Source organism: Chryseobacterium shigense (genome assembly GCF_900156575.1).
GTDB lineage: Bacteria > Bacteroidota > Bacteroidia > Flavobacteriales > Weeksellaceae > Chryseobacterium > Chryseobacterium shigense.
Map to the genome: position 1 here is coordinate 329,657 of NZ_FTNY01000002.1, position 16,362 is coordinate 346,018.

A 16,362-nucleotide genomic window follows, 5' to 3' on the forward strand; every position below is an offset into this window, starting at 1 on the left:
ATCGTATACTACCACATAAAAAAACACTTCCAGGATTTGTTTCTGCTATAAAGTAACAAAATGATGTTTCAGGATGAAGTACAGAAATTCACTAAATGAATAAAAAAAGTTAAAAATAAATCACAAATATAAAATTATAAACCAAACATAAAAAAGACGTTTAAAAATTAAACCAATCCACTATCAGACAAAACATTACATAGAAATTATCAATATCTTTGAGGCCTTAAAACACAATACAATTTCAATGAAAAAAAATTTAACTCTGGTGAGTGCATTATTATGCATGACACTCGTGACCGCACAAAACAATGAAACCCTTAACGAAAAGCTTGAGAGACAGAATATTGATTATAATAAAAAGTTTGACGCCTATGTTTCCAAGCGTTACGGTCAAAACAAAAATCAGGAAATAGTAAAAGAAATTCAGGAAAAAAGAAGCAGCCTTGCCGGCTTTCTTCCCGGTGATAAGCCCTATTTTCTGGAGGCTACCGATAGGAACCAAATCTTAAATTCAAATACTGATTTTTTACAGGATGGTAACATTTCGGGATTAGCCGGTTCTTTTAATGGTGAAAATATCAAATTTACAATATTCGATGGCAGTACTGTAAACGGTATGGCAAGGGTTTATGCTGACCATTTTTTTTTTGGTAATTTTCCGAACAGAATAAGTAATAAAGAAAGCAGTAGTTTAATATACGGTGATCATGCTACTGCTGTTGCTGGATTTTTAGGCTCCCGGGATTTACCGGTTACCGTTACACTTAATGATGGAACAACAACAGAACTCAATTACAAAGGAATCGCTCCCAATTCAACAATAGATGCCTATGCCTTTGGAACTACCGTACTCCCCGGAAACTCTGCGGCGAGTAGTGTATTTCAAAAATTAATAATCGCACAACCTAATCTGTCGAATCATTCATATGGTACTAACAATGGATGGTCTAACCGGTCAGTAGCCGGGGAAGCAGCCTGGGTTTGGACAGGAACTTTTACAAGCCCCAACACTTATTCTGATGGTCAGGGAGTCTACCATACCAGCGACCAAAATTATGATCAAATTGTATATAACAATCCATCCAACATCATCGTTAAATCTGCGGGGAACTTTTTCGGACACGGACCAGAGCATACCAACAGTAAAAAATATTATGAAAATACCTACGGATTTCTTGTAGAGTTTGCCGCTACAGACACCATTCCTCCCAACAACTGTTCACAGGGATATGACTGTATAGGCATAGGATCACTGGCCAAGAATATTATCGTAGTAGGTGCAGCAGATATTTTGACAAGCAACGGAGGCAGATATAATCAATCAACAGATGTCGTGCATTCCAGCTATAGTAGTGCAGGACCAAGGGATGACGGAGGTATTAAACCAGACATCATTGCAGTGGGAACAAATGTCTACAGTGCGAGCAGTACCAATGATTTTACGGGAAGTCAAGGCTTTGATTCCGGAAGTGGAACGTCCTATTCAGCTCCTGTTGTCACTGGAATTATCGGACTCTGGACACAAATCAATAAGCAGTTATTTCAAGGAAATCTTTTAAATGCAGCATCTGCTAAAACCTTAATGATACATTCAGCATTAGAAGCTGGAAATATAGGGCCAGACCCTCAGTTTGGATGGGGCTTCATCGATGCAAAAAAAGGAGCTGAGCTGCTGGTGGGAAAATCAAATAACACCGTTTTTTTTAGTGACGAAACACTTAATAACGGCACTACCAATGCAAAAAGCTTCATTGCTTCCGGTTCCGAACCATTGAAAGTAACCGTATCATGGATAGATCCGGAATTTAACAATTTAGGGGTTTTATGGTCTGATCTTCATAATGACCGAAATTCTAAACTGATCAACGATATTGATGTAAGGATCATAGATACTACTACCAATACTATATATACTCCTTGGAAACTTAACCCTGTCAGCCCAATGACCCCTGCTACCAAAGGAGATAATACAGTAGACAATGTTGAACAGGTGATTGTTGATACTCCAACAGCAGGAAGAGAATACAGAATTGAAATCTCCCATAAAGGCATATTAAAGAACAATTCCGGGACTACTGCTCCGCAAAATTATTCAATCATGATAACAGGTTACAATAATGTTCTTAAAACCAACGAAAATTCATTATTAAGCGGCCTTGCCGTGGCACCATCTGTTACAAAAGATCAGGTTCATGTATTGAAAGCGCCTAAAAAATCTGTATTTACAGTATATGATATTTCGGGTAAAAAATTGCAAAACGGTATTATTAACAGTGTAAGAGAATCCATAGATTTATCAACCTTCAGTAATGGTATTTACATCATTGAAATAAAAACCGGAAAAGAGGTTATTTCTAAAAAAGTCATTAAGGAATAAGCCTTTAGCCAGTACAATCTTCACAAAATACTAACGCTTGTTAGTATTTTGTTTTTTTGTGTATATTTGCTTCCTATGGAAAATACACTTCACGAAAAAGTTTCTCAGGATATTTTGCTTAAAGCGTACAATCACATGATGCTGGCTAAAGCGATGGCGGATATCTATGAAGAAAACAGAAATATCTGTAAATATGTTCATAGTACTTCAAGAGGTCACGAAGCCATTCAGCTGGCCACTGCCTATCAGCTTAAAAAAGAAGACTGGATTTCTCCTTACTACAGAGATGAAAGTATCCTTTTAGGGATAGGTTTTGAACCTTATGAACTGATGCTTCAGCTGCTGGCAAAAGCAGATGATCCTTTTTCAGGCGGAAGATCGTATTACTCCCACCCTTCAAGCCGCGACGAAAACAAGCCCAAAATCATTCACCAAAGTTCCGCTACAGGAATGCAAACCATCCCAACGACAGGGGTTGCACAGGGGATCAAATATATTCAGGATTTCAATTTAGAGACTTTTGAAAATAATCCAGTTGTGATATGCAGTCTTGGAGACAATTCCGTAACAGAAGGTGAAGTAAGTGAGGCATTACAGTTTGCTGCTCTTCATCAGCTTCCTATTATATTTCTTGTACAGGATAATGAATGGGGAATTTCTGTAACCAAAGAAGAAGCAAGAACCTGCGATGCTTATGATTTCGTAGCAGGATTTACAGGCCTTAGCAGAATGCGTGTAGACGGAACTGACTTTGTAGAAAGTTTCGAAGCGATGAAAAAGGCTGTAGATTTTGTAAGAAACGAAAGAAAACCTATTGTGGTTTGTGCTAAAACGGTTCTTATCGGTCATCATACGTCAGGGGTAAGAAGAGAATTTTACAGAGACGAAGAAGATTTAACAAAACATAGGGCTAAAGATCCGGGTGAGATCCTTAGAAAGCAACTGCTGGAGTCAGGAACTGATGAAGATCTTCTAAAACAGATCACTAAAAAAGCGCGTCTGGAAGCTGAAGAAGCTTTTGAAAGAGCTCAGAATGCTGAAGATCCAAAACCTGAAACGGTTATGCAGCATGTTTTCGCTCCGACTCCGATTACAGAAGAAACGGGAACCCGCGAACCAGCAGGAGGTGAAAAAATTGTCATGGTAGATGCTGCGATTCATGCCGTTCAGGAACTGATGTGGAAACATCCTGAAGCTCTTCTTTACGGACAGGATGTGGGAGAAAGAATCGGAGGTGTTTTTAGAGAAACGGTTACTTTAGGAAAAAAATTCGGAAGTAAAAGAGTTTTCAATACTGCTATTCAGGAAGCCTATATCATAGGATCAACGGCCGGAATGAGTGCTGTAGGATTGAAACCTATTGTAGAAGTTCAGTTTGCCGACTATATTTATCCGGGAATCAACCAACTGATTACTGAAATTTCAAAATCAAGTTATTTAAGCCAGGGAAAATTCCCTGTTAGCAATATCATCCGGGTACCGATTGGGGCTTACGGAGGGGGCGGACCTTACCACAGCGGAAGTGTTGAAAGTATTTTAGCCAATATTAAAGGAATTAAAATCGCTTATCCTAGTAATGCCGCAGATTTCAAAGGTCTGTTAAAAGCTGCCTATTATGATCCGAACCCTGTGATTATGCTTGAGCACAAAGGCTTATACTGGAGTAAAGTTCCGGGAACTGAAGATGCTAAAACTATTGAACCTGCAGAAGATTATATCCTCCCTTTTGGAAAAGGTAAGGTGATTATCGAAGCAGATCAAAATGAAAAGGAAAAAGGAAGAACCCTATTGGTTGTAACCTACGGAATGGGCGTTTACTGGGCCAAAGAAGCAGTGAAAAATTTTAGCGGAAGAGTGGAAGTGATCGATCTGAGAACCTTAATTCCTCTTGACGAAGAGCTGGTTTTTGAAAGGGTAAAAGCACACGGGAAATGTATTGTTCTGACAGAAGAACAACTGAATAACTCATTTGCCGAAGCATTTGCACACCGTATCTCGAAAAACTGCTTCAAGTATCTGGATGCTCCGGTAGAAACCATGGGATCTCTGGATGTTCCGGCTGTTCCGATTAATTTAGTCCTGGAAAAAGAAATGCTTCCCAACGCTGAAAAACTAAGCAAAAAAATTGAAGAAATGCTGAACTATTAATCAGCCTTAAAAAATATATATAGACCTCTAATTTTTTAGAGGTTTTTTTTATTACATTTAATAAGCATTAGAATATATCATTTTGGTATTTTTTTTGTTTACATGCACTCCAAATTTCACACAGCATTATGATCACCACAAAATACGTCAACTACAAACAGGTTTTAAACTTATCCGGCATTCATTTGATCTGGATTTCGATCTGGTGTACGTTGATTACAACACTTTTTTATTTTTTTAACTGGGACTGGATGATCATTCCGTGGGTTCCGGTTGCCCTGATTGGTACCGCAGAGGCTTTTTTGGTGGGTTTTAAAAACAATCAGGCTTATGACAGGTTATGGGAAGCCCGAAAAATATGGGGTGGAATCGTGAACTCAAGCCGTTCTTTTGCTTCTATGATTTACGCTTTTGATACTGAACACGAAGAAATGGGAGCTTTTGAACTGGAAGATCGCAGAAAAAGAATTGTTTACCGTCATATTGCATGGCTGTATGCTTTCCGTGAACAGCTTCTGGTGCCCGCAGAATGGGAACACATCAGCAATGAAGAAGATAAATTTCAAAGTATTGACCTTAAACGCCACAGACTGATCAAAGCAGGTTTTCCTGACTATGGAAGAACCCCTATCTTTTTACATAAATACCTTTCCGAAGAAGAATTTGAACTGCAATCGGAATATAAAAATTTTGCGACTTATCTGGTTTCAAAGCAAGCCAAAGAGATCAATGAATTAAAAAATAAAAAGATCATTTCGGAATTTAACCAGGTACAGCTTCAAAATGCCTTAAACGAGTTCTACAATTATCAGGGACAAGCCGAAAGAATTAAAAAATTCCCTTCCCCAAGACAGTTTGCCAGTACGGCATTTGTATTCAATATCCTTTTTATCCTTTTACTTCCGCTGGGTTTGGTGAATGAATTTGCTAAATTAGGTGACTGGGGAATCTGGACTTCCATTCCTTTCTGTATTATTATCGGATGGATTTATATTATTATGGAACTGGTAGGTGATTATTCTGAAAACCCTTTTGGAGGATTAATGTTTGACGTTCCGATGCTTTCTATTTGCAGAACTATAGAAATCGATCTTTTACAAATGGGAGGAGAAACAGATCTCCCGGATCCTATTTCATCCAAAAACGGAGTTTTAGTATAAATCTAAAGGACAATAGCGGTTGTATTTTTCACTTCAGAGATCATAAAAGAGCTGTGGGTACTGGCTATGTGCTGAAGTGCCGTTAATTTACTCAGCATAAAATTCCTATAATCCTCCATATCTTTTACACCTATTTTGAGAATATAATCGTAATCTCCGCTTACGTGGAAACATTCTGTAACCTCCTGCAGATTCATGACTTCTCTTTCAAACTGCAGCACAAATTCTTTTTTATGCTGTGTGAGTTTGATATGGCATAAAACTATAAAATCGCGATTGATCTTGTGTCTGTCAAGCAATGCAACATATCTGGAAATCACTCCCAGATTTTCAAGCTTTTTTATTCGTTCATAAACTGCTGTTACCGACAAACCAAGCTTGTAAGACAGTTCTTTAGTGGTTTGTTTGCAGTCTTCCTGAAGAAATAAGAGCAGTTTTTTATCCGTTTCATCAAAATCCATAGATATTTTTTTGGTAAAAGTTTAACAAATTCAAATATAGCAAACATATTTTCTATTAAAACAATAAAATACAGATTTATATTCTACTATTTTAAATATCTCTTGTAATAATTATGAAAACAGGTCATATTTAAGCCGATAAATAAAATCTAAGCTTATGGAAAATTTTAATGCGGCTAATGAGATCCAGGATCTGCAATATTTTGGTGAATTCGGAGGAGTAAACCCATCGATTTCAGATAGTTCTACTTATACGTTCCTTTCTGCAAAAACGATGTTCGATACCTTTGAAGGAAATGCTGAAGGATGTTATTTATATTCCAGACATTCATCCCCGATGAATCTTTACCTTGCTCAGGCATTGGCCAAAATGGAAAATACGGAAGCTGCCAATGTTACCGCATCAGGGATGGGTGCTATTACCTCTGTTTTAATGCAGGTTTGCAAAAGCGGTGACCACATTATTTCCAGCAGAACAATCTATGGTGGTACCTATGCATTTCTTAAAAATTTCCTTCCTCCTTTTCATATTGACACTACTTTTGTAGATATCAGCAATTTTGAATCTATAGAAAATGCAATAACCCCCAATACTAAGGTTATTTACTGTGAAAGTGTAAGCAACCCGCTTCTTGAAGTGGCAGACCTTAGAAAACTTTCTGAAATCTGTAAAAAACATAATTTAAAGCTGATTGTAGATAATACGTTCTCTCCTCTTTCTGTTTCACCGACCTTATTAGGTGCTGATATCGTCATTCATAGTTTAACTAAGTTTATTAACGGAAGTAGTGACACGGTGGGCGGTGTCTACTGTGGAACTCAGGAGTTCATCAATGATACGAAGAATGTCAACAACGGAGCTTGTATGCTGCTGGGACCTACCATGGACAGTTTCCGTTCTGCAAGCATTTTGAAAAACCTGAGAACATTGCACATCAGAATGAAACAGCACAGCCACAATGCGATGTATCTTGCTGAAAGGTTTGAAAAAGATGGTCTTAAAGTTTCTTATCCTGGACTGAAATCCCACAAGGACCACGAACTGATGAAAAGCATGATGTATGAGGAATATGGATTTGGAGGACTTCTTACGGTAGATGCAGGCACAACTGACAAAGCAAATGAGCTGATGGAAATGATGCAGCGTGAAAACTTAGGTTATCTGGCTGTAAGTTTAGGATTCTACAAAACTTTATTTTCATGCTCGGGAAGTTCCACTTCATCGGAGATTCCGGAAGAAGAGCGTGAAGCGATGGGCATATCGGATGGGTTGATCAGATTCTCAATCGGTCTGGACCATGATATCGCCAGAACTTATGAAAAAATGCGGGAATGCATGCTAAAAACAGGCGTTCTCAACCATGAAACTCTATACATATCCTAATTTATTGTTATAAAAGCTGCCGGAATTTTCTGACAGCTTTTATTTTTTTTTATCTATTTTTTATGGAAATGCTTTGGGAAGGCATCTTCAGGCTTCATTCTGAAAATATTCAGAAGTACCCATGATTTAAGAAAACCATACCCGTAAGAAAACATTTGAATGTATGTAGAGATCACTGCCATTCCGGCGATACTGATATTCTTTGTCACCATCAACGCATGAAATAATACCAGAAAGGTGTATAATCCGTAAAAAGCTAGAATGATTCCTCTTCCCAGAATGAAATATTCTACAAATCCCAGAACATAACCTAACATAAACAGCGTAGGAAATGCAAACGAGATCTTGACATAATTGGGATGTCTCTGATTGAGAATAGGTCTCGCACATCCGAACTGATATACCTGCTTAGAAAATTTCCCCAGGTCTACCCTTCTCTTATGATACACTGCGATATCATCAAAAAATGCAGTAGTAAAACCTTTTTCCCAAAGCGTCATCGACAAATCCGGGTCTTCTCCGATTCTCATTTCCGAAAAACCGCCTACTTTTTCAAAAACAGCTTTGTTGACGCCCATATTAAAACTTCTCGGCTGAAAACGGGATACTGCTTTTTTACTTCCCCTGATCCCACCTGTTGTAAAAACAGAGGTCATCGAATAGGAAATGGCTTTCTGCATCAGATTAAAACCTTTATGAGCTTTATCTGCTCCTCCGAAAGCATCACACGGAATAGTCTCTATATTTTTTTTAATATTTTCAATATAATCTTTTTCTACAATCACATCACTGTCTACAAAAAGCAACCAGTCATTCTGAGCTCTCTTGGCACCATAATTCCGGCTCAATCCGGGCCCTGAATTGTCTTTTCTGAAATATTTGATCTCTAATATTCCGTCGAAATTCTGAATGGTCGGCTTAAGATCAATCAGAGAACCATCATCTACAATAATAACTTCAAACGCTTTATCTGTCTGAAAAGTCAAAGAATTCAGCAGCTCAAAAAGCTCATCTTTTCGGTTGAAAATAGCAACAATGATGGAAATAGTAGGTTTCAAATTGAAAATTTTTCAAAATTACTTATTCGCTGATGAACCCGCAAACGGTTTGCGATAGATTATCGAATAATTTTCATGTAATGAAAAAACCAATCATCCCCAAAAGGGTAAACGATTATTATGGATTCTATGGTAGTCAGTTTATTCTTAATCAATTAACACTTAATCCCTAAAAACAGAAAGGAATATTCCGGAATTTTCACTTTAAGACGTTAATAAAGTAATTAACCTCCACTTTTCTTCATTCTATTTAATGAATAAGCCCGATCTAAAGTAAACCCAGCAAACAAGGGAAATAAAAAACAAGATGACAGATCCACTGAAAAACAAAAGTTTGAAAAGGCTTTTAAAATAATAAAGTTCCAGAATATACAGCAGAAAAAACAGAACAAATGAAATTGCTATCCCTATCAGAGAAGCTACCACGAAAGTCTGTGGATAATGTTCCGCAGGCAATGAGCCTTTAAACACAAAAAAAAGCAAAACCGAGGAGACCGCTAAAAAAGCAATGCTTACCTTTTCGGTAAAATATTTCGATTTTTTCTTTTTTATTTTTCTGTCAACATAGTTCAGGTCCGCAGAAGATGAGCCGTTGGGAAGTAGATCCAGCAGATTGAATACATTTCCTAAAATTTCGAGAAGATCCCAGGCCATTTTTAATTCGAGTGTAAACAAAAATAAAAAAACCTTCCGGAATGGGAAGGTTTCTATTTGAAAATGATTATTCTTTTTCGATTTTATGGAGCTTTTTCGTGCCCTCATACATTTCATACTGCAAAAATCTCGTTTCCAGCTTTCCGTTGAAAAGTTTGATCTTTCTTGAAGGACGTAGCCCAATTTTCTTCACAGCCTCCAGATCAGAAGAGATCAGCCAGGCTAATGTATTAGGATAGTTGGTCTTGAAGGTATCTCCTATTTTTTTGTAAAAATCTTCATCATTAATGGATATTCTCTCATCGTAAGGCGGATTGAACACCATTAGTAATGGAAAAAGTTCTTTTTTTGATTCAAAGAAATCTTTTGTTCTTAATTCGATCACATCCTCCATTTCTGCCGCTTCGATATTTGTTCTGGCAGCATACAGCATACCGCTGTCAATATCATATCCCACAATCTTTCCTGTAAATTCCCGGACTCTGTTTACCCGAACTTCTTTGATCTTTGAAAAAAGATCTGCATCATAGTTTGCCCAGTTCTGGAAAGCAAATCTTCTTCTGAAGATCTGTGCCGGAAGATCCAATGCTATCATGGCAGCCTCAATAAGAAGCGTTCCCGAACCACACATCGGATCAAGGAAGTTTCCTTTCCCGTCCCAGCCAGCCAGCTGAAGCATTCCGCTTGCCAATACCTCATTGATAGGGGCTTCCCCCTGGTCTTTTCTATATCCTCTCTTAAACAGGGGATCTCCTGAAGAATCTAAAGAAATCGTCACTAATTCCCGGTCAATATGAAGATGGAATTTGATATCAGGACTTTTCGTTTCTACATCAGGACGTCTGTGAAATTTATCCTGAAAATAATCAACGATAGCATCTTTCATTTTCAGCGTTACGAACTGTGAATGCTTAAAAGTTTCAGAATTTACAGTGGAATCAATCGCGAAAGACTGATCTACACTCATATAATCTTCCCAGGCAATCGCTGAAAGTTTGTTGTAAAACTGATGTTGGTTAAATGCTTTAAATTCAAAAACAGGAATTAATATTTTTAATGCTGTTCTTGCAGAGTAGTTAATTTTATAAAGAAAACCAAGGTCGCCTTCACAATTGACCGCCCGGTTTTTAATTTCAACGTTCTTTCCGCCTAATTTTTTGATCTCTTCAGCAAGAATCTGCTCCAGTCCGAAGAAGGTCTTTATCTGAATCTTTAGATTTTCTGTGTCCATAAATTATAATTAAAAGATTTAACAACTTAATAATTAAAAGATTACGCATCCAATTTTAGCATGAATTGAATTTTTCAATCTTTCAATATTTAAATACTTTGCTTTTAACCGCACAAATTTAGTTATTTTTGCATTATGGAATGGTTTGAATCTTGGTTTGATACACCTTATTATCATCTTCTTTATAGTAACAGAGACTATACGGAAGCCGAAAATTTCATTACGAAGCTTACTGAAGACCTTCAGTTACCGCCTTCATCCAAGATTATTGATCTGGCATGTGGAAAAGGAAGACACTCTGTTTTTTTAAATAAATTAGGGTACGATGTATTGGGACTTGATCTTTCCAGACAAAGTATTGAATTCGACAAACAGTTTGAAACCCAAACGCTTCTTTTCAATGTCCACGATATGCGGAACCCGATTGATGCAGATCCTATGGATGCGGTGTTCAATCTATTTACGAGTTTTGGATACTTTGATAACGAAACTGATGACAAAAAAGTATTTCAGTCGGTTTATAATGCTTTAAAACCGGGAGGATTTTTTGTCCTGGATTATCTGAATGAAGAATTTGTAAGAAAAAATATAGTCCCGGAAACCACGATAACCCGTGGTGATATTGACTTTAGGATCCTGAAAAAGATTGAAGGCAGACATATTATCAAGGACATCCGTTTTGAAACGGAGGGAAAATCTTTCCATTTCTTCGAAAAAGTAAAACTTCATACTTTGGAGGCTATTCATTCCTATGCAACCGACTGCGGTTTTGAAAGAGTGAAAATCTGGGGTGATTATCAACTGAATGAATTTGACCGTGAGGTGTCACCACGCTGTATCAATTTATTTAAGAAAAAAGGATGATAACAGTTGTTTTACTGATATTAAGCGTTATTACGGGAGTTTTTCTCGGTAAGCATTTCGGAAAAAAAGAAAAGCTGGCTAAGAATTTATTGGTATTGAGTGCCGGATTTCTGATCACCATCTGTCTGAATGAGGTGTTTCCGCAGGTCTATACTTCCGAAGCAGGAAGCAGCCTGGGAATTTTCGTGATCGCCGGTGTTCTTCTTCAGATGATTCTTGAAGCTTTAACGAAAGGTTTCGAGCATGGACATTTTCACCATCACAGTGAAAACAATATTCTTCCTATGGCGTTGATGGTAGGATTATTTATCCATGCTTTTATTGAAGGAATTCCTTTGGCTAATGAAGAACAAGCACTGTCACCTTATCTTTTGGGAATTGTATTTCACAATCTTCCTATTTCATTTATTCTTGGAGCTTTTTTATTCAACAGGAAAAATGAATCGAAAAGTTCACCCTATCCTTCTCTGCTGATTGTTGCTCTTTTTGCTCTTGCCTCTCCTATGGGAATGCTGCTTGGAAACTATTTCAATCCCAATCTCCAGCCTTATTTTCTGGCTATCGTGGGAGGAATATTTCTTCACATTTCTTCGGTGATCATTTTTGAGAGCAATAAGAATCACAATATCGACTGGATAAAGATAGGTCTTGTCATTCTGGGGGTTTCTTTAGCCCTGATCATGCATCTTTTCCACCACCATCCTTCCGCAGGACATTCTCACTAACAGTACTATTTTAATCAATAAAATATAAAAGCTCCGGATCTTTCGATCCGGAGCCACAATTTAATCACTAATTACACAATCTGGAATTAGAACTTCCAGCCGAATGTAATAAAGAAGTTATTCCTATTATTTTTCACTTCTGATACTGCAAAGTAGTCGGATGACATGATTCTGTCAGGAGAATAATAAGCGGTATCAGTAGAAGGATTTCCTGTTTCAATACCTCTTAAGAATGGATTACTGTATTTAGAGGTTACATACTGATAAGATGCATCTACGTAGAATGATTTGAAATCATATCCCAAACCTAATGAAGCTAAATTTCTGCTGTTAAGCATCATATTACTGTATGATTGGTCAGATGTAGAAGCATCCGGATTTACCTGGCTTACGGTCAAGGCATCGAAAGGATTGGATACATAAGAGTAACCTCCTCTCAACCTAAACTGTTGCAATCTGTACTCTGCGCCAATTCTTACTTCTGACACATTCTTGTAGTTATCTTTGAAAAAACTGTTCAGCTCGCTTTCAACACCTGTAACCACTTTATATTTAGGTCTTGTTAATCCCAGGGTATAATCTACATTCAATGAGAAGTTTTTACTGGCTACAAAAGCAGCACTTACGGTCGCTTTAAACGGTGTAGTAAGATCTCTGGATTCTGTCCCTGCGCCGTCTCCAAAATCCGGGTCGTTGTAGAATCTGTAGTCTCTATCGATACGCCAGAATGTAGGTGTCTCGATAGCTCCTCCAATTCTGAAATTAGGACTTAGTTTCCCAATCACCCCTAAGGATGCAGAAAAACCTGATGACCTTTCAAACATCGGTGTATTCTGTCTGTCGAAGTATTCCATAGAACCGTCGGACAATGATTTAAATGCTGCCGTATCATACTGGTCAATCGATGCATTGAAGAAATTGAATCCTGCTCCGATGTAGAGATTATGATTATAGTTAGCCCCTACACCAAAACTTGTCTTCGACAGGTTTCCGTATCTGTTGTAAGCATGACCCGCCAATGAGGCACTTTTATCTGTAAAATCTTTGATGACATTACTACTTCCCGGAGACTCTACGTAATTATCAAGGGATTGATTGGAATAATTAATACCTATGTTGATAAACTTCCATCCGCTTTCAGTCATTAAGGGAAAAGACATGATTGCCCCGATATTTCCAAGGTCTGTATTGGTTTTACTGTAATCAACAGTAGATCCTGCCCAAGTACTTTTATTTTTATTTCCTGCGATAGACAGCGTTCCGGAAACTTCTCCGGAAATAGCTACTCCCAAACCTGCCGGGTTCGTAAGCAGCGAGCTGGCGTCTCCTCCTAATGCTCCGTTAGCTCCAGCCATTGCATTAAATTTTGATGAACCCACCATTGGAGTACTGGAATAAACATCTACAGTATTTCTTAATATAGAAACATCCTGAGCCTGCGCAAAAAATGCCGCAGAAATACTCATTAATACTAAAGATTTTTTTAACATTATTTTTTTAATAGTTAGTTATTACGTTTGAAATTATCTGCCGCCTCTGAAGCCTCCGCCTCCGCCGCCAGATCTCATACCGCCACCGCCGGAAGAACCGCCACTTCTGAAACCACCGCCGGAAGAACCGCCGTTAGATCTGAAGCCTCCATTATCATTAGATCTGAAACCTCCGTTATTGTTATTATAATTCGGCTGAGAATTATAATTAGGTCGTGGTTGAGAATTTGAATTACGGAACCCTCCGGATTGCGGTTGAGTTCTGTATCCGCCATTCATATTTCCTTGTCTGAAGCCTCCGTTATTGGATCCATTTCTAAAGCCGCCTGTAGTTGGAGTGTTCTGAAAACCATTTCCGCTATTTCTAAAGCCTCCTCTATTGGTATTCTTTCTATATACTGCATTCGTAAGACCTGTATTACTGAATCCTCCACCACTGCTTCTTCTGTAAACAGGTCGGTAGCTGTTACCCCAGTAACCGCCATTCCAGCCCCAGTATGGGTAATAGCCTCCTCCCCAGAACGGATCGTAAAATCCAGATCCCCAGTAAGGATTTCCCCAGCCCATAGAGCCTCCCCAGCCCCAGCCGAATGATCCACCCCAGCCAAATGATCCGCCCCAACCAAACGATGCACCCCAGCCCCAGCCTCGGTTCATCCCCCAATAGGGACTATAACCACCATACCATCCCCAAGGAGATCCCCAGGAATTACCGTAAAAGTTGGTCTGAGCTCCTGTAAATGCACCCCAATCTGAGTCTGTAGCATTGGTAGTCCAGTTATTATCGCTCCAAGTATTGTATTTATTTTCCTGCTCTTTAGAATTGGCCTGAGCATTCTGTATCACATTAGAGTCCTGGTAATAATCATAATATTCACCTACTCTGTTTCCGCCACCATTGATGATCACCCCTTCCGGCAGCGTATCTTTATTAGGGTCATAGTATACCCCATCTGTCTCTGTATATCCTCCCATCTGGGCGCCACAAGACATCAGTAGCAATCCGCCAGATATTGCTAAAATCCCTTTGGACTTTAACAAACCGAGCAAATTTTTATGTATATTTTTTTTCATGATAACGTAAAGATTTTTAATTTAAATTATATTTGCAATCTGTACCAAAAATGTACCAAAACACTGGTAGAAAAATCTATCAAAAATAGATTTTTATTTTTAGATTACAATAATGTACAAAAGTTAAAAAAATTTTAAAAAATAATGGCAAAATTAACCTCAAGAAGCGAAGATTACAGCAAATGGTATAATGAGTTGGTGGTAAAGGCTGACTTAGCTGAAAACTCTGGAGTGCGAGGATGCATGGTGATCAAACCATACGGCTATGCAATCTGGGAAAAAATGCGTGATGAAATGGACAAAAGATTCAAAGAAACAGGTCACGTTAATGCTTATTTCCCGCTTTTTGTGCCCAAAAGTCTGTTTGAGGCAGAGGAGAAAAATGCAGAAGGTTTTGCTAAAGAATGTGCAGTAGTTACCCATTATAGATTAAAGACAGATCCGAATAATCCGCACAAACTTATTGTAGATCCGGATGCCAAACTGGAAGAAGAGCTTATCGTTCGTCCAACATCTGAAGCAATTATCTGGAATACCTACAAAAACTGGATCCAGTCTTACAGAGATCTTCCGATTCTTATTAACCAGTGGGCTAACGTTGTCCGTTGGGAAATGAGAACCCGTCTTTTCCTGAGAACGGCAGAATTTTTATGGCAGGAAGGGCACACAGCTCATGCTACCAAGGATGAAGCTTTGGAAGAAGCTGAAAAAATGAATAATGTATATGCCGATTTTGCAGAAAAATTCATGGCAATGCCTGTTATAAAGGGAGTAAAAACACCATCTGAAAGATTTGCAGGAGCTGATGACACGTATTGTATCGAAGCATTGATGCAGGATGGAAAAGCGCTACAGGCAGGAACCTCTCACTTTTTAGGCCAGAATTTCGCGAAAGCATTCGATGTAAAGTTCACCAATAAAGAAGGTAAGATTGAACATGCATGGGCAACATCATGGGGAACATCTACCCGTTTGATGGGCGCTTTGATCATGACCCACTCTGATGATTTCGGATTGGTACTTCCTCCTACCCTGGCTCCAATCCAAGTGGTTATTGTTCCGATCTTTAAAGGAGAAGAGCAGTTGGCACAAATCAGCGAAGTTGCCCTTGATATCGTCGCCAAATTAAAAGCGAAAGGTATTTCAGTAAAATTTGATGATGATACCCATAACAAACCAGGATGGAAATTTGCTGAATATGAATTAAAAGGTGTTCCGGTAAGAATCGCTCTGGGACCTAAAGATCTTGAAAACAAATCTGTAGAGATCGCAAGAAGAGATAATTTGACCAAAGAGCTTCGTTCTATTGAAGGGGTCGATACCTATATTGAAGAATTATTGCAGACCATTCAGAAAGATCTTTATGAAAAAGCATTCAACTTCAGACAGGATAACATCACAAAGGTTGATACCTATGAAGAATTCAAGAAGGTTCTTGAAGAAAAAGGAGGTTTCATCTATGCCCATTGGGACGGAACGGAAGAAGAAGAGGAGCAAATCAAGGATGAAACGAAGGCAACGATCCGATGTATTCCTTTGGATGATGATGTTGAAGAAGGTATTTCTTTAGTAACTGGAAAGCCGTCTAAAAGACGAGTATTATTCGCAAAAGCGTATTAAAAACTTTTGCTGATTTTGAAAATATTTGCGGGAAAAAAAATAAATATTCAAGAAAAAGTGACTTTTGGACAGATTTTTGTTTAAATTTATTTAACATTAATCAAAAAAAATAA

The 16,362-nt window shown here is 38.2% G+C and carries 13 protein-coding genes; 7 read left to right on the top strand and 6 right to left on the bottom strand.

Annotated elements, in window-relative coordinates; translation table 11 throughout:
• Positions 1 to 247: 247 nt before the first annotated feature.
• The 3 genes from BW964_RS06940 to BW964_RS06950 all read left to right on the top strand — a co-directional run bounded on the left by BW964_RS06940 (position 248) and on the right by BW964_RS06950 (position 5,688).
• On the top strand, positions 248 to 2,380 hold the full coding sequence (locus tag BW964_RS06940; protein ID WP_076505973.1) for a S8 family peptidase: 2,133 nt from the start codon (positions 248 to 250) through the stop codon (positions 2,378 to 2,380).
• Between the two features lie 75 nt (positions 2,381 to 2,455).
• Complete coding sequence (locus tag BW964_RS06945; RefSeq protein ID WP_076505975.1) at positions 2,456 to 4,528, top strand: alpha-ketoacid dehydrogenase subunit alpha/beta; 2,073 nt, start codon at positions 2,456 to 2,458, stop codon at positions 4,526 to 4,528.
• A 128-nt stretch (positions 4,529 to 4,656) separates the two neighbouring features.
• Positions 4,657 to 5,688, top strand: coding sequence for a bestrophin family protein (locus tag BW964_RS06950; RefSeq protein ID WP_076505977.1), 1,032 nt, complete (start codon positions 4,657 to 4,659; stop codon positions 5,686 to 5,688).
• Between the two features lie 2 nt (positions 5,689 to 5,690).
• On the opposite strand, the gene BW964_RS06955 is transcribed toward BW964_RS06950, so the two are convergent.
• Entirely contained in the window at positions 5,691 to 6,149 is a 459-nt protein-coding gene (locus BW964_RS06955; protein WP_076505978.1) for an Lrp/AsnC family transcriptional regulator, read from the bottom strand.
• Positions 6,150 to 6,306: 157 nt separating this feature from the next.
• Between BW964_RS06955 and BW964_RS06960 the strand changes: the two genes are divergently transcribed.
• On the top strand, positions 6,307 to 7,533 hold the full coding sequence (locus tag BW964_RS06960) for an aminotransferase class I/II-fold pyridoxal phosphate-dependent enzyme (protein ID WP_076505980.1): 1,227 nt from the start codon (positions 6,307 to 6,309) through the stop codon (positions 7,531 to 7,533).
• A 53-nt stretch (positions 7,534 to 7,586) separates the two neighbouring features.
• On the opposite strand, the gene BW964_RS06965 is transcribed toward BW964_RS06960, so the two are convergent.
• The 3 genes from BW964_RS06965 to BW964_RS06975 form a co-directional block, all read right to left on the bottom strand.
• Positions 7,587 to 8,591, bottom strand: a complete 1,005-nt coding sequence (locus BW964_RS06965; RefSeq protein WP_076505981.1) for a glycosyltransferase family 2 protein — start codon at positions 8,589 to 8,591, stop codon at positions 7,587 to 7,589.
• 246 nt (positions 8,592 to 8,837) lie between these two features.
• Positions 8,838 to 9,245 carry a hypothetical protein gene (locus BW964_RS06970; RefSeq protein WP_076505983.1) on the bottom strand — a complete coding sequence of 136 codons (408 nt, stop codon included), beginning with the start codon at positions 9,243 to 9,245 and terminating at the stop codon, positions 8,838 to 8,840.
• Between the two features lie 67 nt (positions 9,246 to 9,312).
• Positions 9,313 to 10,476 (bottom strand): THUMP domain-containing class I SAM-dependent RNA methyltransferase, encoded by a 1,164-nt coding sequence (locus tag BW964_RS06975; protein ID WP_076505985.1) that lies wholly within the window; start codon positions 10,474 to 10,476, stop codon positions 9,313 to 9,315.
• 135 nt (positions 10,477 to 10,611) lie between these two features.
• Here BW964_RS06975 and BW964_RS06980 point away from each other — a divergent pair, with 135 nt between their 5' ends.
• Both BW964_RS06980 and BW964_RS06985 read left to right on the top strand, forming a co-directional pair.
• Positions 10,612 to 11,340 carry a class I SAM-dependent DNA methyltransferase gene (locus BW964_RS06980; protein WP_076505986.1) on the top strand — a complete coding sequence of 243 codons (729 nt, stop codon included), beginning with the start codon at positions 10,612 to 10,614 and terminating at the stop codon, positions 11,338 to 11,340.
• Positions 11,340 to 12,065 (top strand): ZIP family metal transporter, encoded by a 726-nt coding sequence (locus BW964_RS06985; RefSeq protein WP_076506697.1) that lies wholly within the window; start codon positions 11,340 to 11,342, stop codon positions 12,063 to 12,065. Before BW964_RS06980 ends, BW964_RS06985 begins: the two co-directional genes overlap by 1 nt.
• A gap of 86 nt (positions 12,066 to 12,151) precedes the next feature.
• Here the strand turns inward: BW964_RS06985 and BW964_RS06990 are convergent, their stop codons facing one another.
• Together BW964_RS06990 and BW964_RS06995 are read right to left on the bottom strand one after the other, a co-directional pair.
• The gene (locus BW964_RS06990; RefSeq protein WP_228432165.1) at positions 12,152 to 13,531 is read right to left on the bottom strand and encodes an OmpP1/FadL family transporter; all 1,380 of its coding nucleotides are present in this window, start codon (positions 13,529 to 13,531) and stop codon (positions 12,152 to 12,154) included.
• Between the two features lie 57 nt (positions 13,532 to 13,588).
• Complete coding sequence (locus tag BW964_RS06995; protein WP_076505989.1) at positions 13,589 to 14,629, bottom strand: prolyl-tRNA synthetase; 1,041 nt, start codon at positions 14,627 to 14,629, stop codon at positions 13,589 to 13,591.
• Positions 14,630 to 14,773: 144 nt separating this feature from the next.
• Between BW964_RS06995 and proS the strand changes: the two genes are divergently transcribed.
• Complete coding sequence (proS, locus tag BW964_RS07000; protein WP_073336781.1) at positions 14,774 to 16,249, top strand: proline--tRNA ligase; 1,476 nt, start codon at positions 14,774 to 14,776, stop codon at positions 16,247 to 16,249.
• The last annotated feature ends 113 nt before the right edge of the window (positions 16,250 to 16,362 follow it).

What these genes read in the sequence shown, in the direction of transcription:
- BW964_RS06945 (WP_076505975.1), top strand. Translation starts at nt 2,456, where the DNA reads ATGGAAAATACACTTCACGAAAAAGTTTCTCAGGATATTTTGCTTAAA.
- BW964_RS06980 (WP_076505986.1), top strand. Translation starts at nt 10,612, where the DNA reads ATGGAATGGTTTGAATCTTGGTTTGATACACCTTATTATCATCTTCTT.
- BW964_RS06955 (WP_076505978.1), bottom strand. Translation starts at nt 6,149, where the DNA reads ATGGATTTTGATGAAACGGATAAAAAACTGCTCTTATTTCTTCAGGAA.
- proS (WP_073336781.1), top strand. Translation starts at nt 14,774, where the DNA reads ATGGCAAAATTAACCTCAAGAAGCGAAGATTACAGCAAATGGTATAAT.
- BW964_RS06960 (WP_076505980.1), top strand. Translation starts at nt 6,307, where the DNA reads ATGGAAAATTTTAATGCGGCTAATGAGATCCAGGATCTGCAATATTTT.
- BW964_RS06975 (WP_076505985.1), bottom strand. Translation starts at nt 10,476, where the DNA reads ATGGACACAGAAAATCTAAAGATTCAGATAAAGACCTTCTTCGGACTG.
- BW964_RS06990 (WP_228432165.1), bottom strand. Translation starts at nt 13,531, where the DNA reads ATGAGTATTTCTGCGGCATTTTTTGCGCAGGCTCAGGATGTTTCTATA.
- BW964_RS06970 (WP_076505983.1), bottom strand. Translation starts at nt 9,245, where the DNA reads ATGGCCTGGGATCTTCTCGAAATTTTAGGAAATGTATTCAATCTGCTG.
- BW964_RS06950 (WP_076505977.1), top strand. Translation starts at nt 4,657, where the DNA reads ATGATCACCACAAAATACGTCAACTACAAACAGGTTTTAAACTTATCC.
- BW964_RS06940 (WP_076505973.1), top strand. Translation starts at nt 248, where the DNA reads ATGAAAAAAAATTTAACTCTGGTGAGTGCATTATTATGCATGACACTC.
- BW964_RS06995 (WP_076505989.1), bottom strand. Translation starts at nt 14,629, where the DNA reads ATGAAAAAAAATATACATAAAAATTTGCTCGGTTTGTTAAAGTCCAAA.